We start from the raw sequence: 20583 nt of genomic DNA, 5'->3' as shown, positions 1-20583 counted from the left end.
ATTTGGCTATATCGGTTATCTAATTGATGATGATATTGGGGCGGCCGCCAATGATCCCGCGTTACCACCAGCTTATCGAAAGCGTATGGCGCGTATCGCTAAGCTGCAACCCCGCTTAGTGGCATTAAGCAATGAAGTAATTGCTTGCAGCGCTGTTTTGGCTGAGCGTTTTCGTCCTCTTCACCGCTGCGTCTCAGTCTTAACGCCGCCTCTTATCGCTACGCTGCCAATAAAGACTCACTTTGAGTCATCTCCTTCATCCTCAGCACCGTGGCGGATCGGTTTCCACGGTACTCGAGCGCACCTGAATGACTTAATGCACATTGCTCCTGCGTTGCAGGCTATTCAGCAAACTCGCGACGATACACAGCTTGAGCTGATGCTGGGTAAGCATACGCCAAAGGCCTTGGTAGAATTACCTAATGTTTTGGCACCAGACCCGCTACCTTGGCACGCTTTTCGCAGTTATCAGGCTAAGTGTCAGCTGCACATTGGTCTAGCGCCGTTATTAAACACACCCTTTAATCAGGGCAAGTCGTTTATTAAGTTTCTCGATATTGCTGCGATGGGCGGAGTAGGTGTCTATTCTAACCGCTCTCCTTATACCGACGTGGTGAGCGATGGAGTTAATGGACTGTTGGTAGAAGATTCACCGAAGGCATGGCAGGCTGCCATCGAGCAGCTACTTAATAATCCAATGGCGACGGCTAAAATGGCGAAGCAAGCCGCGAAAGACGCCAGTAAAATCGGTAATCCGCAGCGTGCAATAAGGTTTTGGCAGGCGCGCGCGGACCAATCAAATGTAAATGAGGGAGCAAGTAGAATGGATGCCATCGTTAAGGCGTTTTTTGATGAAACCCCAGATGCCAATATCACAAAAGAGCGTGTGGCATTTGGAACCTCAGGTCACCGAGGGCGTGCCACAGATCGCACCTTTAACGCTGAGCACATTTTTGCAATCACTCAAGCGGTGGTGGATTACCGCTCGGAGGCTGGCTACCAAGGCCCGATGTTCGTTGGCTACGATACCCATGCACTTTCAAAACCCGCATGGGAGTGTGCGTTGCGGGTGCTGGCCGCCAATAAGGTGCCCGTGTTAATTGAAAAAGATAGTGGTATTACGGCCACACCACTGGTCAGTCGTGCAATTTTGCAGCATAACCAACTCAACCATCAGGCAGCACCAGACACTGCGCTGGCTGATGGCTTGATTATTACCCCTTCTCATAATCCACCTGAAGATGGCGGTATTAAGTACAACCCGTCGCATGGCGGGCCAGCGGATACTGAAGCAACGAAATGGATTGAGCTGCGTGCCAATGCCTATTTGCTACGTCAGTTATGTGATATTTCACTGGTGCCATTAGAGCAGGCGCTGGCACATGCGCAAGAGTATGATTTCACCGCCCACTATGTAGCTCAGTTGGGCGACGTGGTGGACATGGCCGCTATCCAAAACGCTAACCTCACTCTTGGAGTCGACCCCATGGGGGGGGCAGCGCTGCCAGTATGGCAGGCAGTGGCTGAGCACTATGGCTTGAATCTTGAAGTGGTCAATACGTCAACAGATGCCAGTTTCGATTTTATGCCGTTGGATCATGACGGTAAGATTCGTATGGATTGCTCTAGCCCTGATGCCATGGCTAACCTATTAAAGATTAAAGACCGCTTTGATCTCGCTTTTGGCAACGACCCTGACGCTGATCGCCACGGCATTGTGGACGCCAATGGCTTAATGAATCCGAACCACTTTTTAGCGGTGTGCGTGGATTATTTGATTGGCCATCGTCCTGAGTGGGCAGAAACGCTCAACATCGGTAAGACGCTGGTGTCTTCTTCAATGATTGATAGGGTTGTGGCTTCCCATCAGCGTGAGCTTTATGAAGTGCCGGTTGGCTTTAAGTGGTTTGTTGAAGGGCTGCACGATGGTTGGCTCGCCTTCGGTGGTGAAGAGAGTGCTGGTGCGAGCTTGTTAACACGCAATGGGAAGGCTTGGTCTACCGATAAAGACGGCATTGTGCTTTGCTTGTTAGCGGCTGAAATTACTGCGGTCATAGGGAAAACGCCCAGTGAGTACTACCGCTCATTAACCGAACGCTTCGGTGAGCCGTTCTACAAGCGCGTTGATACTGCCTGTACAGCTGAAGAAAAAGCAGCTTTTAAGAAACTTACTGCTGAAAGTGTTACGGAAACCACGTTAGCTGGTGACCCGATCACCGCGGTGTTGGTTAATGCCCCCGGCAACGGCGCGGCTATTGGAGGTTTGAAGGTAACGACTGACAATGGCTGGTTTGCCGCCCGCCCCAGTGGCACTGAATCGCTCTATAAAGTATACGCTGAAAGCTTTAAAGGCCCGCAGCATTTAGATGAATTAATTGATAGTGCCACCACGCTGCTATCGGTTGTGCTGAAAGGTTAATTGTGGCTGCAATTGGCTCGTTTTGGTCAGAGCGATGCATTTTGCTAGTTAGATTTAACAATTTTTAGCGCCTTATTGTAAACTTGCGCGTCGAATGTATAGAGAGGCTGATCTGATTGTTGTTTCTTATCTTTGTCAGTTCAACTCTAAATGAATCAAGGAAGATACGATGAACGCATCGCTTTCAATAGTTAATCCGCGTGTATATACCCCTATTAATGAATTGTATATGCATGCAGAACATCTTCATGCTCAGTCTTTAAGTGATCTTTTAGGTAATGATTCTGCCTGTGCTCAACAGCGTGCTCTTTCATTAGTATTCACCTTCGGTAGCCTGCATGTTGATTTCAGTAAACAGCGTTTAACGACTGAAACCATTGGGCTTTTAACGGCATGGGCAGAAAGCTGCGGGCTTGCTGCTAAACGGCAGGCGCTATTTGCTGGTGCTGAGGTTAATCCTTCTGAGAAGCGGGCGGCACTTCATGTAGCTGCAAGGTGGCCAGCTAACGAAGTACCACCAAGAGGTATGGAAAGCGCAGCGGCTTTTTGTCAGTACCAGCGTGAGCGTATGTCGGAGATGGTTAATCGCGTTCATCGTGGTGAGTGGTATGGCGCTACCGGACAAGCGATCACTGATATTGTGCATATCGGTGTGGGTGGTTCTGACTTGGGACCGAAACTGATCAGCGAAGCCCTAGCTGATCGCCCCAGCAGCATTAAAGTAGACGTGCATTATGTTTCTACCATGGATGGCGCCCAGCTGCTGCCCTTAATGGAGAACTTAAACCCGGCAACTACGCTGCTGGTGCTGGCCTCCAAATCCTTCACTACCGCAGATACTCAGTTTAACGTACGTACGGCACTTGCGTGGTTAAGCCACGCACTAGAGGTCGATGAAGCGACCGTTTGCCGTTATCAGTTGATTGGTGTGTCATCTAAGCCTGAAAAGATGACGGATTTTGGCATTCCTGAAGCGCAGCAGCTGGTGTTCAAGGAGTGGATCGGTGGGCGCTTTTCGCTGTGGTCGCCTATTGGAATAAGTGTGGCGATGCAACTGGGAGTGGAGTGCTTCGATGAACTGTTGGAAGGTGCTCATGCAATGGATAAGCATTTTCTAGAAACTCCTTTTGCCTCAAATCTACCCACACTAATGGCTTTGGTAGGGGCGTGGAACTCGCAATTTTTGAATATTCCCACTCATGCTGTGTTGCCATACGATGGTCGTTTAAAGAGCTTAGCCGCGTATTTGCAACAGTTAGAAATGGAGTCTAACGGTAAGAGTGTTGGCTTGGATGGGCGTTCTGTTTCCCATGCTACGTGCCCCATTTTATGGGGTGATGTGGGGCCTAACGGTCAACATGCGTTTTATCAACTTTTACATCAAGGCAGTCATACGGTTAGTGCTGATTTTGTGGCGGTTGCGCAGCGCCCAGTGGTCGCCTGTGAAAAAGTAACCCGTGCACTTGAAGCTCAAGAGCAATTAACTTTAGCTCACTGTTTGGCTCAATCGCAGCTGTTTGCGTTAGGCGATGATGCGATCCCTCAAGCGCTGCGTGGTTTAATGGCGCAGGGGTATCGCGGTAATCAGCCCAATTCTGTTGTACTGTTAAAGACGCTGGATGCGTGGTCGATGGGGGCTTTGTTAGCGCTTTATGAACACAAGGTCTTCGTCCAATCGGTTTTGTGGAATTTAAACCCCTTTGATCAACCTGGGGTGGAGCTTGGCAAGCAGTTAGCAACAAGCCTTTACCAAACGCTGGCAGATGAGCCGGTTGAGCATCAAAATGTAGAAGACCCTAGTACTACTCAGTTGCTACACAAAGTGAATGAGTGGCGTAAGCAACGAAACGATAAAGGAAGTAGTTAATGACTCAAGTGCGCAAAGCGATTATTCCGGTAGCCGGTTTTGGCACACGCCTGCTGCCCATCAGCAAGGCGATTCCCAAGGAAATGGTACCCGTTGTGGATCGTCCGCTCATTCAACACGTGGTGGAAGAAGCGCTGGCGGCGGGTATCAATGAAATCATTCTGGTGACTCGGGCGGGAAAATCAGCCATTGAAGACCATTTTGATGCCCACTTTGAACTTGAGCATTCGCTGGCCAGCAAGGGCAAAGATGCGTTGTTAGAGACGCTGTCGGCGATTTCCCCCAAAAAACTCAAGGTGACTAGCGTTCGTCAGCCTAACGCCAAAGGTTTGGGCCATGCGATTTTTTGTGCTGCGCACCTATTGGACAAAGATGAGCCGTTTGCGGTTATTCTTCCGGATGTACTGGTGAAGCCACAAGTTGGCAGTACGGCTTGTGATCTGGGGAGCATGGTAGAGCGTTGGAACGCAAATAATGCTTCGCAAATCATGGTGGAAGCGGTGCCCCAGGAAGATGTTTACCGTTACGGCATTGTTGATTGTGACGAGCCTGCTGCCGGTGAGAGCGCCAATATGCGAGGTGTTGTAGAGAAGCCGACACCTGAAGAAGCGCCTTCACGCCTTTCGGTCATTGGCCGCTACGTGCTGCCATATCGCATCATGGAACTGCTGCGCGATCAGCCGCCTGGTGCGGGTAATGAAATCCAACTGACGGATGCCATTGATCGCTTGATGCAGGAAGGTAAAGCCGTACAGGCGTTCCGTATGCACGGCCGCACCTTTGACTGTGGGCACATTGAAGGTTGGTTGAAAGCCAACACGACGCTCGCCCGCGAAGCGGGTTACGACGTATAAGGTCAACGGCAAATCATATTGCGAAAAGAAGCCGCTCAGTTCACTCTGCAGCGGCTTTATTTTGTTTAAGGCTCTTTTAGACGGTTCTCGTAAGCGATTTTCTTAAAAAGGAAACACCATCGGGGTAATCACTAAGACTGCGGCTGAGTAAGTGATGCTGACGGGTAAACCAATCTTGAAGAAATCAGTAATCTTGTAGCGCCCCGGTGAATACACCATCAAGTGGGTCTGATAGCCAAAGGGAATTAAAAAGCAGGCGCTGGCACCATAGGCAACTGCCATCACAAATGGCAAAGGGTCGACACCAAAGGCTTGGGCGGTGCTCCAGGCAATAGGAAAAGCCAGTGCGGCAGCTGCGTTATTGGTGACGGTTTCGGTTAGCAAGAGTGTTAATAGATAGCAGCCAATAAAAGCAGCGTAAACGCCGTAACCGCTAAACATCCACTGCATTCCCCCTGCTAGAACAGAGGCGGCTCCTGAGTTTTCTAACGCTTGTGCTATCCCCAGTGCAGAACCAATGATCAGCCAAAGTTCAAACGGAAAGCGGCGGCGTAATTCTGCCAAGCTAATTACTTTTAATAGCAATAGGCCGCCAAGCAACAGTAGCAAGCCATGAAACAGCGGCAACAAGTTGGCTGTCGCCAGTACGATAACCGTTGCAAACCCGCCCAGAGTAATAGCGCTCTCTTTTCGCGTGAGCTGCGGGCGAGTGAAACTGCCGCTGAGCAGATGGAAGTTGCGGTCTATATTGCGGTGTTGACGGAAGTCGGCACTTACAGCCAGGAGCAAGCAGTCGCCCACCCGCAGGGGGATTTTACCGAGTTGTCCCTCTAAGCGTTTCCCGCCACGGCGTATGCCGACAACCCCTGCGCTAAACATACTTCTAAAATCGACGTCCTGTAGTGTTTTACTGGAAAGCTCTGATTCGTGGGAAATAACCACTTCTACCAAATTGGTGGCGAGTAGGTTATCGGCTTGATGGCCAAATAGATTGAGCCCAGGAAAGCGCTGTAGCGCCTGAACTTTGCTTACTTCTCCGGTAAACACTAGCGTATCGGCCGCTTGAAGGCGCTCATCTGGCGCAACTGGGCTGATTAGGCGGCCTTGGCGTTCAATTTCTAGTAGATACAGCCCGTTTAGGCTTCTTAAGCCATTTTCTTCAATACTCTTGCCAATCATCGGTGAGTCGGCTTCTACATCTGCAGCAAGAAAGTAGGAGAGTTTTTCGTCGGTGTCTTCCAGGCGATGGTGAGGTAAGGCATTCGCCCGCCATAGCAGTATGCATAGCGTAATTAATGCGACAGGCACGCCCACTAAGCTGAATTGAAACATGCCTAGCTCACTACCGCTGGCGCTAAGATTAAATGAGTTTACTACTAGGTTAGTGGATGTGCCTACCAGCGTAGTGATCCCTCCTAAAATTGAAGCGTAGGAGAGTGGAATTAATAGCCGTGAAGGTGCAATACGTTGCTGGCGTGAGATAGCCCCTAAAAAAGCCGCAACGACCGCAGTGTTGTTCAAAAATGCAGAAAGCACTGCAGTGCTGCCCATCAGCCGGGCCGTGGCTAAGCGGGGGTGGCCTTTGAGTAAGTGGCGGGAAAGCCAGTCCAGCAGTGGCGAGCGCTCTAATGCAAGTGATACCAGTAGTAGTAAGAGTAGCGTAGCTAAGGCGGGGTTGGTGTATTGCATTAGCAACGTGCTGGTATCAACAAACCCAAAAAGCAAAAACAGGCCAGCAAGGGTAACAAAGGCAATCGCAGGCTTAACTTTTCCGCTAATTAACACTACAAGCAATACAAAAATAGATAACAGAACGGCCCAGGGGGTCATGTTGGGTCCTTATAAAACCAGAAAATACGTGAGGTGCTTGCTGGATTTTACGCAGGCTTTTATGATGGTGTCTAATAATTGCCAACGATAGCGTTATGTTTAGTTTGTTAGTTGTTTTAATTCAAAGGTTTGTGATCAATATTGGCTATTAAACATTTATCGCCTGAATTGCTAAATGAGCGCCGTAAGCAGGCGGTTAAGCTTCGTTTAGACGGCCATACCGTTGCGGTAGCCTGCCAGCAAACTGGGCTTTCCGCGCCGACCGTTTCGGCTGCTTGGAAGGCCTTTCGTGAAGGCGGGTGGGCGGCGGTACCCGTCAAGCCTCGTGGGCGTTTAAAAGGTCAGGCTAACGTCCTTGGGGCAGATGTCCAGGCGCTTTTGTGGCAGGCACTTTATCAGGAGCCACAAAATAGTTTATTGCCCCCTTTATTGCACCCAGCACCAGGTTGGAGCAGTGCTGGTTTGGCTGAATGGCTTACTACGCACCACGGTGTTGTGCTATCTCAACGGGCAATTGAGCACTGGTGGGAAGCGCAAGGGTTGAAGCATAAGCCTTGGAAGCTTAAGTACTTAACAAATAGCCACCTAGCAAATAACCACTTAGCAACGCAGCGTTCCCAAGAAGGGCGTTGGTTTCGCAGCGCGGTGGCTCCCGTTTTTACCAAGCTGAAAGATGCGGACCAACGTTGGCAAGGTGGTGTTCGGCGGGTGGCTCGTCCATCTGGTTCTTTGTACCAGATTTATTTGCATGGCCCCAGGGGAAGGTTATTAATGCGTTGCTTTAAAAAGCCGCCTGAAGCGCAAGATTACTTAGCGGTATTTGGTGCATTAAATTCATCCGGTGCTGCTGCCCTGGTATTTCATGGGGCTTTGTTTTCGGCAAGCCCAGAAGTGACTGATTGGTTAGAGCGAAAGCCTTCGTTTTGGCTAGTGCCAGTACCTGCTGATTTGGCGCTTTAAGTAGGGCCATGTTAGTTGCGTAAATTGCTGAAGTTAAGGGTTTTTGAGTTAGCGCCCTGAGCGGCCACTTGAGAACGGTTTTTTCATATAACATTGGGATAGATGATGACATCACTCACCCATCTGCAGCGTCTGGAAGCAGAAAGTATTCAGATTATGCGCGAAGTGGTCGCCGAGGCTGAAAATCCAGTCATGCTGTATTCCGTCGGTAAAGATTCTGCGGTTATGCTGCACTTGGCACGTAAGGCGTTTGCGCCTGGGCCACCGCCGTTCCCACTCTTGCACGTGGACACGCGTTGGAAGTTCCGCGCGATGTATGAATTCCGCGATAAAATGGCCGAAGAGATCGGCATGGATCTTCTGGTGCATGTCAATCCGGAAGGTATCGAGAAAGGCATCAATCCGTTTACGCACGGCTCGGCGATTCACACCGATGTGATGAAAACCGAGGGCTTGAAGCAAGCACTTGATAAGTACGGGTTCGATGCGGCCTTTGGTGGTGCTCGTCGTGATGAAGAGAAGTCTCGCGCCAAAGAGCGCGTGTTCTCTTTCCGTTCTGCTCAGCATCGTTGGGACCCGAAAAATCAGCGTCCTGAGCTGTGGAAGCTGTACAACACGCGTAAGAATCCTAAAGAGTCTATTCGTGTGTTCCCTATCTCTAACTGGACCGAGCTGGATATCTGGCAGTATATCCATCTGCAGAATATTCCCATTGTTCCGCTGTACTACTCGGCAGAGCGCCCCGTAGTTGAGCGTGACGGTGCGTTGATCATGGTAGATGATGAGCGTATGCCGCTGGAGCCGGGCGAAGTCCCGATGATGCGCAAAGTTCGTTTCCGCACGCTTGGCTGCTACCCCTTAACGGGAGCGGTGGAGTCTGACGCCGATACGCTGCCAGCTATTATCCAAGAGATGCTGCTGACTAAGACCTCTGAGCGCCAGGGGCGTGTGATTGATCACGATAGCGCTGCCTCCATGGAGAAGAAAAAGCAAGAGGGTTACTTCTAATGTCGCATTCATCTGAACTCATTGCCGAAGACATCGAAGGCTACCTGAAGGCCCACGAGCATAAAGGCCTACTGCGTTTTATTACCTGTGGCAGCGTTGATGACGGCAAAAGCACCCTGATTGGCCGCTTGCTGTTTGAATCCAAGCTGCTATTTGAAGATCAGCTGGCTGCGATTGAAGCTGACTCTAAAAAGTTCGGTACTCAAGGCGGCGATATGGATTTCGCGCTGCTGGTTGATGGCTTGGCAGCAGAGCGTGAGCAAGGCATCACTATCGATGTGGCGTATCGCTTTTTCTCCACTGAAAAGCGCAAGTTTATCGTTGCTGACACGCCTGGGCATGAGCAGTACACCCGTAACATGGTAACTGGTGCATCCACGGCAGACGCAGCTATTTTAATGGTTGATGCGCGCCACGGAATTTTAACGCAGACGCGCCGCCACAGTTTTTTAATGTCATTGATCGGCATGCGGCATGTTGTCGTTGCCATCAATAAAATGGACTTGGTGGATTACTCTAAAGCGCGTTTCGACCAGATCGTTGAAGAGTACCGTACGTTTGCCAAACAGCTCGGTTTGGAAAACATTACGTTTATCCCTATGTCGGCGTTAAAAGGCGATAACGTTATTGCGCCAAGCCCCCACATGCCCTGGTATCACGGCACTACGCTGATGGGCTATTTGGAAACGGTAGAGTTGGATGCTGAGCATTTGCAGCGCTCTCCGTTCCGGATGCCAGTGCAGTGGGTGAACCGTCCTAACCTGGATTTCCGTGGTTTTTCTGGAATGGTAGCCAGTGGCGTTGTTCGCCCTGGCGATCAGATTCGTGTTCAGCCTTCTGGTAAAACCAGCACGGTGTCACGCATCTACACCTTTGATGGTGATTTGGATGAGGCGGTGGCAGGACAGTCGGTAACACTGCTGCTGGAAGATGAAATTGATATCTCTCGGGGCGATGTCATCTCCGGTGTAGAGCAGCCTGCGCATACGGCTGATCAGTTCGAAACAACGTTGGTGTGGATGCATGAGGCGCCGCTGCTGCCAGGCCGCCCTTACTTAATGAAGCTAGGCACCCAAATGGTGTCAGCGACCGTTACCGATATTAAATATCAGGTTAACGTTAATACGCTGGAACACACGGCTGGCAAACAGCTTGATTTGAACGGCATTGGTGTCTGTACGATTAGCCTCAACCGTGCGGTTGCTTTTGATGCTTATCAAGATAACCACGATACCGGTGGCTTCATCCTGATTGACCGTATGACGAATAATACGGTGGGTGCAGGTATGCTGCATTTTGCCCTTCGTCGTAGCCAGAATATTCATATGCAACATGTGGATATTGATAAGCAGGCACGTGCGTTGGCGAAGGGCCAGAAACCGGCAGTTCTATGGTTTACAGGCCTTTCTGGTGCTGGCAAATCAACGATCGCTAACCTGGTTGAGAAAAAGCTATTTACCCAGGGCCAGCATACCTACTTACTGGACGGTGATAACGTTCGTCATGGTTTAAATCGTGACTTAGGCTTTACTGATGCTGATCGGGTTGAAAACGTGCGTCGCGTAGCGGAAACTGCCAAGCTGATGGTTGATGCTGGGTTGATCGTTATGTCCGCGTTTATTTCGCCTTTCCGCAGCGAGCGTCAACTAGCGCGAGATTTGCTGGAAGCAGGTGAATTCATCGAGATTTTCGTAGATGCACCGCTAAATGTAGTAGAAGCTCGTGATCCTAAAGGTCTTTATAAAAAGGCCCGTCGAGGTGAGCTGAAAAACTTCACAGGCATTGATTCAACGTATGAAGCACCTGAGTCGCCAGATGTTCATCTGAAGACCTCAGAAATGAGTGCCGAAGAAGCGGCTGATAGCGTGATTAAGACGTTGCGTGAGCGTGGCCTAATTAGCTGATTTCCATGCAGTGTAGGTTAAACACGTAATGTAAATACTGATAAGCCACCAAGCAGCCAGTCGTTGTTTGGTGGCTTAATCATAAGGAAATGACAAAATGATTGATCAAGCGTTATTGGATTCTGTGGAACGTATTGCTCGTGAAGCGGGCGATGCCATTATGGCGGTTTATGCACGCGAATTTAGCGTGGAAGAAAAAGAAGACAAAAGCCCATTAACTGAAGCGGATCAAGCTGCTCACCATGTGATTGTAAGCGGCTTGCAGGCGCTTTCTTTACAGTTGCCTATACTCTCTGAAGAAGACGCAGAAGGCTTTGCCGGGGTAGACGGCAATGGCCGCTATTGGTTGGTAGACCCGCTTGACGGGACTAAAGAGTTTATCAAGCGTAACGGTGAGTTCACCGTTAATATTGCGCTGATTGAAAACGGTAAGCCCGTGTTGGGTGTTGTTACCGCTCCGGCGCTTGAAACCGCTTATGTTGCCGCTGAAGGTTTAGGTGCATTTAAAGTGGAAGCGAATGGCGAACGCCATGAGATTCGTGTTGCGGGCGAGCCGGAAGCTGCTTCCACTTGGCGTGTTGTGGGTAGTCGCTCGCATCCCAGCCCGGACTTGGCTGCGTGGCTTGAAAAGCTAGGTGAGCACGAAATGTTGCCCATGGGCAGTTCGCTTAAACTATGCTTAATTGCAGAAGGTAAGGCCGATGCTTATCCTCGTTTAGGCCCTACCTGTCTTTGGGACACTGGCGCCGCTCATGCGGTCGTGCTTCAAGCGGGTGGCCGAGTTGAAACGCTAGAGGGTAAACCGCTTAGCTACGCCAACCCCAGCGAAAAGCTTAATCCGTATTTTGTTGTTTGGGGAAATGTGTGAAGGCCATGTTTTAAAGACCGAGCTTTAAAGACCGAGTTTTAAAGACTCTGAGCTACGGGGGAGTGTAATATGCTCCCCTTTAAGAAAGAAGAGCCAGTTCACGGGATGCTCGCTATGACGGGTCTTTGTAAATAGCTCTCTGCAAATGGCCCTTTGCTAGTTGTGTTTTGCAAATAGTTCTTTGCACATGGCTCTTTACATACGATGAAAGCCATCGTCGTTATAAGTCGTTATTAAAGGATTGAGTATGTGCGGAATCGTTGGCGCCATTGGCGCAATGGAATGTACCCCGTTTTTGCTTTCAGGCTTGAAAGTACTTGAATACCGTGGCTATGACTCTGCTGGGTTAGCTGTGCTAAGTGACTCTGGTACGCTATCGCGTGCCCGCGCCAAGGGGCGAGTGTCAGTTCTTGAAGCCCGCGTTGAAGAGGAGGGAGTTGAGGGGAAAGTGGGCATTGCTCATACCCGTTGGGCAACTCACGGTGTTCCTGCTGAACGTAACGCTCATCCACATATTTCGAGTGGCTTGGCGGTGGTGCATAACGGCATCATTGAAAACTATGAAACCCTACGTGAAAAGCTTCAGGGGTTAGGGTACGAGTTCACTTCAGACACCGACACTGAAACCATTGCCCACCTGATTCAAGCGTGCTTTAAAGGCGAGATTGGCGAACCAGCCGAAAATCTTTTTTCTGCTGTGCGTTGTGCCGTGGCGCATTTGCATGGTGCTTTCGCGCTGGCGGTGATAAGCGAAGAAGAACCAGGTTGCTTAGTCGTGGCTCGTGAAGGTTCGCCGCTGATGTTAGGTATTGCTGATGACGGCCACTATGCCGCTTCAGATGCCTCGGCGCTGCTGTCGGTCACCCAGAAGATGATGTACCTGGAAAATGGTGATGTGGCGCGCCTAACGCGTGACTCGATCACATTAGTCGATGCGCTTGGTCAGCCCGCTCAGCGGGAAGTGATTACCTCTAGCCTTGCTGCGAATGCAGTTGAGTTAGGTGAGTTTAATCACTACATGCAAAAAGAGATATTTGAGCAGCCACAAGCGTTGGGGAATACGCTGGAAATGCTGAGCGGCGCAGGTCAGTTGCAGCCGGGTATTTTTGGCGCAGAAGCGCAAGGTGTTTTTGAGCAGGTTGATTCCGTATTGATCCTGGCCTGTGGTACGTCTAGCTATGCGGGTATGACGGCTAAGTACTGGATTGAGCAAGTGGCCGGTATCCCGTGCAATGTCGAAATTGCCAGTGAATACCGTTATCGCCAAAGCGTAGCGAATCCTAATCAGCTCGTCGTGGTTATTTCTCAGTCCGGTGAAACCGCTGATACCCTCGCCGCGTTACAGCACGCTAAATCAATGGGGCACATTCATACGTTAGCAATTTGTAATGTGCCTGAGTCTGCCATTGTGCGTGAAACACTGTTGCGCTTTATTACCCGTGCTGGCCCGGAAATTGGTGTTGCCTCTACGAAAGCTTTCACTACTCAGCTCAGCGCACTATTTTTGCTTACGCTCTTGTTGGCAAAGGCGAATCATCGGCTAGATGAAGCAGATGAAAAAGCTTATCTGGATGAGCTGCGCCACTTGCCCATCGCGGTTAAAAAAGTGTTGGCACTAGAGCCAAGCATCAAGGCGTGGTCAAAGCATTTTGCTAATAAGCAGCATGCGCTTTTCTTAGGCCGAGGCCGCCACTTCCCAATTGCATTGGAAGGGGCGCTGAAGCTAAAAGAAATCTCTTATATTCATGCAGAAGCTTACCCTGCTGGGGAATTGAAACACGGCCCGCTAGCATTAGTTGATGCTGATATGCCTGTGGTGGTAGTGGCGCCTAACGATGAGTTGTTAGAAAAGCTAAAAGCCAATATGCAGGAAGTGAGTGCCCGTGGCGGTCAGCTTTATGTGTTTGCCGATGGCGGCAGTACCGTTAAGCCAAGTGAGGGCATTAATGTGCTGGTTATGCCGGAAAACTACGGTTTGCTTTCCCCTGTGCTGCATGTCGTGGCACTTCAGTTATTGTCGTACCACGTAGCGCTGGTAAAAGGCACCGACGTAGACAAGCCACGTAACTTGGCGAAAAGTGTCACCGTGGAGTGATGCGAGCACTTCATGGAACGTTGCATCCGTGGCTACGACGCGGGTGCCTCATCGCTCGTTCCTTGCGAGATTCGTTACGCCGCGCTACGGTAGGTGCCGTAGGCTGATTTAGTGGTTTTGTAGCGCGGCGTAAGCGTCAGCGCACCCGCGGGGGAGTATGGAACGTTGCATCCGTGGCTACGACGCGGGTGCCTCATTCGCTCGTCCCTCGCGAGATTCGTTACGCCGCGCTACGGTAGGTGCCGTAGGCTGATTTAGTGGTTTTGTAGCGCGGCGTAAGCGTCAGCGCACCCGCGAGGGAGTATGGAGCGTTGCTTACGTGGCCATGACGCGGGTGCCTCATTCGCTCGTCCCTCTCGAGATTCGTTACGCCGCGCTACGGTAGGTGCCGTAGGCTGATTTAGCGGGTTTTGTAGCGCGGTGTAAGCGTTAGCGCACCCGCGGGGGAGTATGGAGCGTTGCTTACGTGGCCATGCCGCGGGTGCCTCATTCGCTCGTCCCTCTCGAGATTCGTTACGCCGCGCTACGGTAGGTGCCGTAGGCTGATTTAGCGGGTTTTGTAGCGCGGTGTAAGCGTTAGCGCACCCGCGGGGGAGTATGGAACGTTGCATCCGTGGCTACGACGCGGGTGCCTCATTCGCTCGTTCCTCGCGAGATTCGTTACGCCTCGCTACGGTAGGTGCCGTAGGCTGATTTAGCGGGTTTTGTAGCGCGGTGTAAGCGTTAGCGCACCCGCGGGGGAGTATGGAACGTTGCATCCGTGGCTACGACGCGGGTGCCTCATCGCTCGTTCCTCGCGAGATTCGTTACGCCGCGCTACGGTAGGTGCCGTAGGCTGATTTAGTGGTTTTGTAGCGCGGTGTAAGCGTTAGCGCACCCGCGGGGGAGTATGGAACGTTGCATCCGTGGCTACGACGCGGGTGCCTCATTCGCTCGTTCCTCGCGAGATTCGTTACGCCTCGCTACGGTAGGTGCCGTAGGCTGATTTAGCGGGTTTTGTAGCGCGGTGTAAGCGTTAGCGCACCCGCGGGGGAGTATGGAACGTTGCATCCGTGGCTACGACGCGGGTGCCTCATCGCTCGTTCCTCGCGAGATTCGTTACGCCGCGCTACGGTAGGTGCCGTAGGCTGATTTAGTGGTTTTGTAGCGCGGTGTAAGCGTTAGCGCACCCGCGGGGGAGTATGGAACGTTGCATCCGTGGCTACGACGCGGGTGCCTCATTCGCTCGTCCCTCGCGAGATTCGTTACACCACGCTATGGTAGGTGCCGTAGGCTGATTTAGTGGTTTTGTAGCGCGGTGTAAGCGTCAGCGCACCCGCGGGGGGGCACGGAACGTTGCATCCGTGGCTACGACGCGGGTGCCTCATTCGCTCGTTCCTCGTGAGATTCGTTACACCGCGCTACGGTTGGTGCCGTAGGCTGATTTAGCGGGTTTTGTAGCGCGGTGTAAGCGTTAGCGCACCCGCGGGGGAGTATGGAGCGTTGCTTACGTGGCCATGACGCGGGTGCCTCATTCGCTCGTTCCTCGCGAGATTCGTTACACCGCGCTACGGTAGGTGCCGTAGGCTGATTTAGTGGTTTTGTAGCGCGGCGTAAGCGTCAGCGCACCCGCGGGGGAGTATGGAGCGTTGCTTACGTGGCTACGACGCGGGTGCCTCATCGCTCGTTCCTCGCGAGATTCGTTACGCCGCGCTACGGTAGGTGCCGTAGGCTGATTTAGCGGGTTTTGTAGCGCGGTGTAAGCGTTAGCGCACCCGCGGGGGAGTATGGAACGTTGCATCCGTGGCTACGACGCGGGTGCCTCATTCGCTCGTTCCTCGCGAGATTCGTTACACCACGCTACGGTAGGTGCCGTAGGCTGATTTAGTGGTTTTGTAGCGCGGCGTAAGCGTCAGCGCACCCGCGGGGGAGTATGGAACGTTGCATCCGTGGCTACGACGCGGGTGCCTCATTCGCTCGTTCCTCGCGAGATTCGTTACGCCGCGCTACGGTAGGTGCCGTAGGCTGATTTAGTGGTTTTGTAGCGCGGCGTAAGCGTCAGCGCACCCGCGGGGGATTTTGGGTTCGAAAAGCGCCTTGGCTAAAAAATAACATCGACAACAATCATATCGGTGTAGGTACCTGCCGGTGGTGTGTTTTGCCCCGGTAGAATGTCGCCTCGGTAAGTGAAGCCCTGGCTTGTTATGCCACTAGGTGTGCCGGGGTTGGTGTCGGCGGAGGAGGAGGGGCGTCGTTCGCTGCCAGTATTGCCCCAGCGGTCGTTGCCGGTAGTGCCTTTGTAAAGTTGGTATTCCAGGTAGTGGCCATTGTTCTCCATGCGGCGGATGTTGGCAGCAGGATGCTGACCATCGCTCAATCCTACTGAGTAGTCGCTGCCTTTTGTGCAGGTAATATCGATGGTTTGCGTTACTGGGTTGAATCCGGCGACCAGTGGGGAGCTTCCGAAGTTCAGGTCGGGTGCTTGAATGGCGCAGTCTGGAGTGACAGTCAGGTTAATGGTGATGGTGTTGGTGCCCGAGCCGGTACGATAGCTGAGACACACAAGTACACCTAGATTACAGATGCGCCAGTTCCAATTGACAGTCAAGGTGTCGGTGTACGTGCCAGCGGCTACATTGGCCGTGGGTTGGGTGCGAAACTCCATGGGGATGTCGACGCTTTGGCCGCCAAGCAGGCCGAGCAGGTCGATGAGTACAGAGTTGAAATAGTTGTAGGTCGTGTTGAGAAAGATCTCTTCATTCTCTGAGGCCAGCGCGAAGATGCGAAAAGGAATGGCATCACCGCTGGTAACATTGACCAGCTCCCCTTGGTTAGCACTAGTGACCGTTGCGCGAATCCATTGGTCAGACACAACCGCGAGCCCTAGTACAGACCCCTGGCAAACAGCACCCGCATTGGGTTGGGCGGATGTGTCGTGTGGTGTATTAGTGATGGCGAAGGAACTGATGTTACCAAAGTTAGCGCTGGTGCTTGGGCTTACCGTGCACGCCCAAGCCGTAGGCGTAATCAATAACAAAACCAGCAATAGAGCTCCGGCCAGCCAGCGGTGATAGCAGCGATGAGTTGTGAGTGGCATTGGTTGGCGCTCCTCTAAGTACAGGGTTTAGGCCCTAGCTGCTGGATATCATCGATGTGGGTATCAATAGATAGGCTGAGCGCGCACGCGCTACCGTCGGGCAGTGTCACTTGTAATTGGTTGTCACTCTGTAGGCCTTCGAGATACGTCAGTCCATCCCAGCCCACCAGCGCGCTTGAACCGTTGTCAGTGATAACACGAGAGCCTAACGGCAGTGGCTCGCCTTGCCTGTCTAGAATGGCCATCGTTGCGGCAATAACACGTTCAACCGGGAAGCGCAGCAGGTAGCCGCTACCTGGGTTTACCGCTACGCGCTGCTCAATTGTTGGGACATTGAGGTTGGCGGAAAGAACCAGTGGGTCGATCTCGTATTTACCAGCGTAGTAGGCACGGGCCCAGGGGACGAGTAGGTGGCCGCTATCACGGGTATGGCCGACTAATTGATTCTCGTAGCGAACTGGCACGCCTGCCTGGCCAACGGTACTGACGACGACAAATCCATCGCGCACGTAATTGGTCGCGAACCACTGATTGTCCATGTATACCAGCGATCCTCTGGCATCGGCATAGCGTGTGTCATTGTCGTCGGTGCCGAAAATGCCACCTCGTAATTCAGTGGAAGCTCCCCGCCAAGCCACTTCGGCCTGACGGTAACTGCTTTCGGTGTCGCGGTGTTCATAGGCGAGGTTCCAGCCCCAGCCGCCTTGTATGGGTGGGGTGTGGGCATATTGGACTCTGCTGGTCATTTCTCCGTTATTGTCTCGGCGTACGCTGGTGCTTAATGTGCCAGGACGGCTGCTTAGTGGCACTGTTATCTGGGCTAGGGTGTTCCAGCCGCCGCCTATCTCACGGTTGGCAGAGAGCGAGAGATGCATGCGATCCCATAGAGAGCGGTTGTACGATAGGTTAAACAGCTGAGTACGGCTATCGTCACCGGTCTGGATGTCAAAGTAGCCGCCAGCAAGCGACCCATGCGTGCCAAGGTTTAAACCCCCGGTAACCTGGGTAACTTTCCGCTGCGTATTTTCGCGTGTCGCGCTGTGAATGTGGCGAGATAGATCGGTGAAACCAGCCTGCTCTACTTGGTGGCGCAGAGCGATGTTAAAGCGGCGGCTCCGGTAGCGGTATCCGGCCGTGTAGGCATTACCGGTGACGCCTTCGCTGCGGCTTTGGCGGTAGGCTGTCTCTAGCGTGCCTAGCTGCCATAAGCCAAACGTGCCGCCAGCGCCTGCAGTGGTTAAATCGTCGCTGACTTCAGTTTGCAATTCCATGGTGAATTGATTGTTGATGCCGCGCCGATAGCTGCCGGTGGCGGCCATTCCGCTCTAGGCAAAATCACGCTGGCCGAAGTGGCGGCGCGGGGCACCTGCACTGAAACTGAAGGTGCTTAAACCGGGTTGTAGCAGTTCGCTGGAAACGTAAAACGGCAGGCTAGTGGAAACTCGTCTTCCCAGGCTATCGGTGGTCACAATGGTGGCTTCGCCAGCGCTGGTGACCATGGGCATATTGGTGACAGTGAAGGGGCCCGGCGCTAGTTCCATTGAGGATTGCTGCGCGCCATCGATGAACAGATCGAGGGTCGTGGGAATCGCTACTTCGCCGCTGAACTCAGGTAGTGGGTGGGTGATGATATCGGGACGAAGGGCAAAGTTTCGAGAAACCTGAATGCCGCCAAGACGAACTGCATTTGTCCAACCCAGTGGTCTGGTGATGACGTCTCCTGCGCTGTACTGAAGCATCCGCTGTTGATCGGCGTACTCCCAGCGGGTGTCGAAGCGCCGGTAGCCGTTGTCTTGTCCACTCTCTCCCGTCACTATCTCGCGGTAAATGCCAGAGGTGCTTAGTGTCCCCGCTGCACCAAACAGTCGCGCTTCGTGCCCTAAGCTGGCAAGTGTCGCGCCACCCTGAGTGTCGCTGATATAAGCGTCGTAGTTAAGCAGTGCGCCAGGACTGGTGTTAAGTGCGAATGTCTCGTTTTGAGGTAAATTAGTATGAAACTGATGTGGTAGCCAATGGGAAGGTACTTCCAGATATAGCCGTTGGCTGGGGCTGTGATAGCGCGCTTCTAATTCATCTAATTGGCTGATATTAATGATGTTATCTTGACGCTGCAGGTGTTCATTAGGAAGGCCTAGTTGTTGGAGTACCTCACGCTTGATGAACAGTTCGCCATTCTGCTGGGTAACGTGCTCGATACGCTGGGTGGAGCGTTGATTGACGATGATCTCTAGGTAGAGTTCCGAAACTGCCTGGAGATCACCCGCGCGAGGTGGTGGCGGCAATACCTGGCCGATAGCAGGAAAAGACGCCGCCGTTAAAAGTAAAGCGCAACTGCCCAACATAAGCCATGCCGGGAAATGCCAATGGATACGCGGGACCATGCTGGCGCCTACTCGGCCGAAATGCGATGACTGACTCCCGAAATATGAGCGCGAAGCTCGCCAGTAGGTCTTATGTTTTGGGGTAGTGGCCAGCGTCGTACCTGCCTGGGCAGTACATAGCCAAGCAGCCCGTTGGTGACTTCGTTGCGCTGCCCTGGTTGCTCAAAGGTAACTTGGCTTAGGCGCACATGATGCTGACCCGCGTTGTGTATTTCTAGTTGCGACTGTCCCTCATGTGTTACGAGTCTCCAGGTTAGGCCGGGGTAGGGGATATTACTGGAGGCGATACGTTCAGGGGGCAGTGCTCCTTCACCATAAACGAACAGGGGAAGAGAGTAGCGCATTTGTAATTGCACAGCGGCACGAGGCGAGCTTTCTCCTCCGCTATTAGGTGCTAGGGCCGGAATTTCGTCAACAATAATGCGATAGGCTTGCTCTTCGCCAGTTGGTGAGGGTTCTTGGCGGATCAGGCGCACCATCTGGCGTTCCCCGGGAGCAATTGCCGTCATGGGTGGGCTACCCACAACGCTTTGTTGAGATTGGTATTGATTTTCTCCTCCTACCTGAGACCAAGCAAAAATCCGCACCTGCATATTGACCGTTTCGCTACCTCTGTTTTCCAGCCAAAGTGCACTTGCCTGCTGGTGACTCTCAATAACAGGGTAAATGGGCCAAATCAACAGAGAGTTAGCTGATGAAGGGCCCGCAAGAAGGCTTAGCAGGATGAAAATACCAATGATGTGGCCGAAGCGCTTTTCCAGCATAGATGTTCTCCTAAATCGAGCTTGTGCCCTTCGCTGCGATGTCACCACTCCAGCGTTAGTACGAGTTCGTCGCGGTAACTATCTGCTGGGCGGTTGCCTGGCAGCGTTAACCTGCCCCAGATGGGGAGGGTAATATCATTAGGACTGGTCGTGGTGTCTAAGGTGATGGGCTGGTCAATACCAATCGCGTTCTGTGAAGCGGCATCCTGGTAGAGTTGGTAGGCCAGCGTTTCGCTGCCATTTTCCCGCTTGAGCTGTCGATCACCATCCGGCTGAAGTCCACCATCAATACGCATGCTTAATGAAATTCCTGGTGTACAGCTAAGCGTAAAAGACCCGGAGGCAAGCAGCGATACATTACGTGTTTCCTGTGAAAGCGCTGAGGCGGTGCCAAAGGCTAGGCTTCCTAGTGCCCCAACCTGGGTGCCTGCCGGAGGAACTTCGTTATTGATTAGGCAGCCAGGCGTAATGGTAGCTGACACCATGAACGTGTCGGTGGGAGAGGCCTGCGTCAGCCCCGCCACTATCATCATCGGGGCGGTGAGTCTCAAGCGCCG

14 protein-coding genes and 1 pseudogene are annotated in these 20583 nt (G+C 52.4%); 9 read left to right on the top strand and 6 right to left on the bottom strand.

What is annotated here, in order from left to right; genetic code table 11:
• Positions 1-85 precede the first annotated feature (85 nt).
• From J4377_RS18900 to J4377_RS11635, 4 genes and pseudogenes are all read left to right on the top strand, one after another.
• Positions 86-730: pseudogene (locus J4377_RS18900) on the top strand (glycosyltransferase); the annotation flags it as partial.
• On the top strand, positions 713-2419 hold the full coding sequence (gene pgm / locus J4377_RS11645) for a phosphoglucomutase (alpha-D-glucose-1,6-bisphosphate-dependent) (protein ID WP_301271697.1): 1707 nt from the start codon (positions 713-715) through the stop codon (positions 2417-2419). The pseudogene J4377_RS18900 and the gene pgm, both read left to right, overlap by 18 nt.
• Before the next feature lie 169 nt (positions 2420-2588).
• Entirely contained in the window at positions 2589-4286 is a 1698-nt protein-coding gene (gene pgi / locus J4377_RS11640; protein WP_301271680.1) for a glucose-6-phosphate isomerase, read from the top strand.
• Positions 4286-5140 (top strand): UTP--glucose-1-phosphate uridylyltransferase, encoded by an 855-nt coding sequence (locus tag J4377_RS11635; RefSeq protein WP_253485625.1) that lies wholly within the window; start codon positions 4286-4288, stop codon positions 5138-5140. The genes pgi and J4377_RS11635 overlap by 1 nt, the downstream gene beginning before the upstream one ends.
• 102 nt (positions 5141-5242) lie before the next feature.
• On the opposite strand, the gene J4377_RS11630 is transcribed toward J4377_RS11635, so the two are convergent.
• A complete protein-coding gene (locus J4377_RS11630; protein ID WP_253485622.1) occupies positions 5243-6970 on the bottom strand; it encodes an SLC13 family permease in 1728 nt (575 codons plus the stop codon).
• A 141-nt stretch (positions 6971-7111) separates the two neighbouring features.
• Between J4377_RS11630 and J4377_RS11625 the strand changes: the two genes are divergently transcribed.
• The 5 genes from J4377_RS11625 (at position 7112) to glmS (ending at position 13805) form a co-directional block, all read left to right on the top strand.
• Positions 7112-7930: a helix-turn-helix domain-containing protein gene (locus J4377_RS11625; protein ID WP_253485620.1), complete on the top strand. Its 819-nt coding sequence runs from the start codon at positions 7112-7114 to the stop codon at positions 7928-7930.
• A gap of 105 nt (positions 7931-8035) precedes the next feature.
• On the top strand, positions 8036-8938 hold the full coding sequence (cysD, locus tag J4377_RS11620) for a sulfate adenylyltransferase subunit CysD (RefSeq protein WP_253485618.1): 903 nt from the start codon (positions 8036-8038) through the stop codon (positions 8936-8938).
• The gene (gene cysN, locus J4377_RS11615) at positions 8938-10842 is read left to right on the top strand and encodes a sulfate adenylyltransferase subunit CysN (RefSeq protein WP_253485616.1); all 1905 of its coding nucleotides are present in this window, start codon (positions 8938-8940) and stop codon (positions 10840-10842) included. The genes cysD and cysN overlap by 1 nt, the downstream gene beginning before the upstream one ends.
• A 97-nt stretch (positions 10843-10939) precedes the next feature.
• Positions 10940-11710, top strand: a complete 771-nt coding sequence (cysQ, locus tag J4377_RS11610) for a 3'(2'),5'-bisphosphate nucleotidase CysQ (protein ID WP_193085502.1) — start codon at positions 10940-10942, stop codon at positions 11708-11710.
• A 247-nt stretch (positions 11711-11957) separates the two neighbouring features.
• Complete coding sequence (glmS, locus tag J4377_RS11605) at positions 11958-13805, top strand: glutamine--fructose-6-phosphate transaminase (isomerizing) (RefSeq protein WP_193068752.1); 1848 nt, start codon at positions 11958-11960, stop codon at positions 13803-13805.
• Between the two features lie 2080 nt (positions 13806-15885).
• Here the strand turns inward: glmS and J4377_RS11600 are convergent.
• Genes J4377_RS11600 through J4377_RS11580 form a run of 5 tightly spaced genes read right to left on the bottom strand, consistent with a single transcriptional unit; the run spans position 15886 to position 20577 of the window.
• The gene (locus J4377_RS11600; RefSeq protein ID WP_253485614.1) at positions 15886-16881 is read right to left on the bottom strand and encodes a spore coat U domain-containing protein; all 996 of its coding nucleotides are present in this window, start codon (positions 16879-16881) and stop codon (positions 15886-15888) included.
• Between the two features lie 14 nt (positions 16882-16895).
• A complete protein-coding gene (locus tag J4377_RS11595; protein ID WP_253485613.1) occupies positions 16896-18200 on the bottom strand; it encodes a fimbria/pilus outer membrane usher protein in 1305 nt (434 codons plus the stop codon).
• A gap of 6 nt (positions 18201-18206) precedes the next feature.
• Positions 18207-19262, bottom strand: a complete 1056-nt coding sequence (locus J4377_RS11590) for a hypothetical protein (RefSeq protein WP_253485611.1) — start codon at positions 19260-19262, stop codon at positions 18207-18209.
• A gap of 8 nt (positions 19263-19270) precedes the next feature.
• Positions 19271-20026: a molecular chaperone gene (locus J4377_RS11585; RefSeq protein ID WP_253485609.1), complete on the bottom strand. Its 756-nt coding sequence runs from the start codon at positions 20024-20026 to the stop codon at positions 19271-19273.
• 41 nt (positions 20027-20067) lie between these two features.
• Positions 20068-20577 (bottom strand): spore coat U domain-containing protein, encoded by a 510-nt coding sequence (locus tag J4377_RS11580; protein ID WP_253485607.1) that lies wholly within the window; start codon positions 20575-20577, stop codon positions 20068-20070.
• Positions 20578-20583: the final 6 nt, after the last annotated feature.

It is taken from the genome of Halomonas sp. XH26 (assembly GCF_024138895.1).
Lineage (GTDB): Bacteria > Pseudomonadota > Gammaproteobacteria > Pseudomonadales > Halomonadaceae > Vreelandella > Vreelandella alkaliphila.
Note: the sequence above shows the minus strand (reverse complement) of the source record. Positions and strands in the feature narration are given on the sequence as shown.

Coding starts and splice junctions, on each gene's coding strand:
- pgm (WP_301271697.1), top strand. CDS start 713: ATGGCGAAGCAAGCCGCGAAAGACGCCAGTAAAATCGGTAATCCGCAG.
- pgi (WP_301271680.1), top strand. CDS start 2,589: ATGAACGCATCGCTTTCAATAGTTAATCCGCGTGTATATACCCCTATT.
- J4377_RS11635 (WP_253485625.1), top strand. CDS start 4,286: ATGACTCAAGTGCGCAAAGCGATTATTCCGGTAGCCGGTTTTGGCACA.
- J4377_RS11630 (WP_253485622.1), bottom strand. CDS start 6,970: ATGACCCCCTGGGCCGTTCTGTTATCTATTTTTGTATTGCTTGTAGTG.
- cysD (WP_253485618.1), top strand. CDS start 8,036: ATGACATCACTCACCCATCTGCAGCGTCTGGAAGCAGAAAGTATTCAG.
- cysN (WP_253485616.1), top strand. CDS start 8,938: ATGTCGCATTCATCTGAACTCATTGCCGAAGACATCGAAGGCTACCTG.
- cysQ (WP_193085502.1), top strand. CDS start 10,940: ATGATTGATCAAGCGTTATTGGATTCTGTGGAACGTATTGCTCGTGAA.
- glmS (WP_193068752.1), top strand. CDS start 11,958: ATGTGCGGAATCGTTGGCGCCATTGGCGCAATGGAATGTACCCCGTTT.
- J4377_RS11600 (WP_253485614.1), bottom strand. CDS start 16,881: ATGCCACTCACAACTCATCGCTGCTATCACCGCTGGCTGGCCGGAGCT.
- J4377_RS11595 (WP_253485613.1), bottom strand. CDS start 18,200: ATGGCCGCCACCGGCAGCTATCGGCGCGGCATCAACAATCAATTCACC.
- J4377_RS11590 (WP_253485611.1), bottom strand. CDS start 19,262: ATGGTCCCGCGTATCCATTGGCATTTCCCGGCATGGCTTATGTTGGGC.
- J4377_RS11585 (WP_253485609.1), bottom strand. CDS start 20,026: ATGCTGGAAAAGCGCTTCGGCCACATCATTGGTATTTTCATCCTGCTA.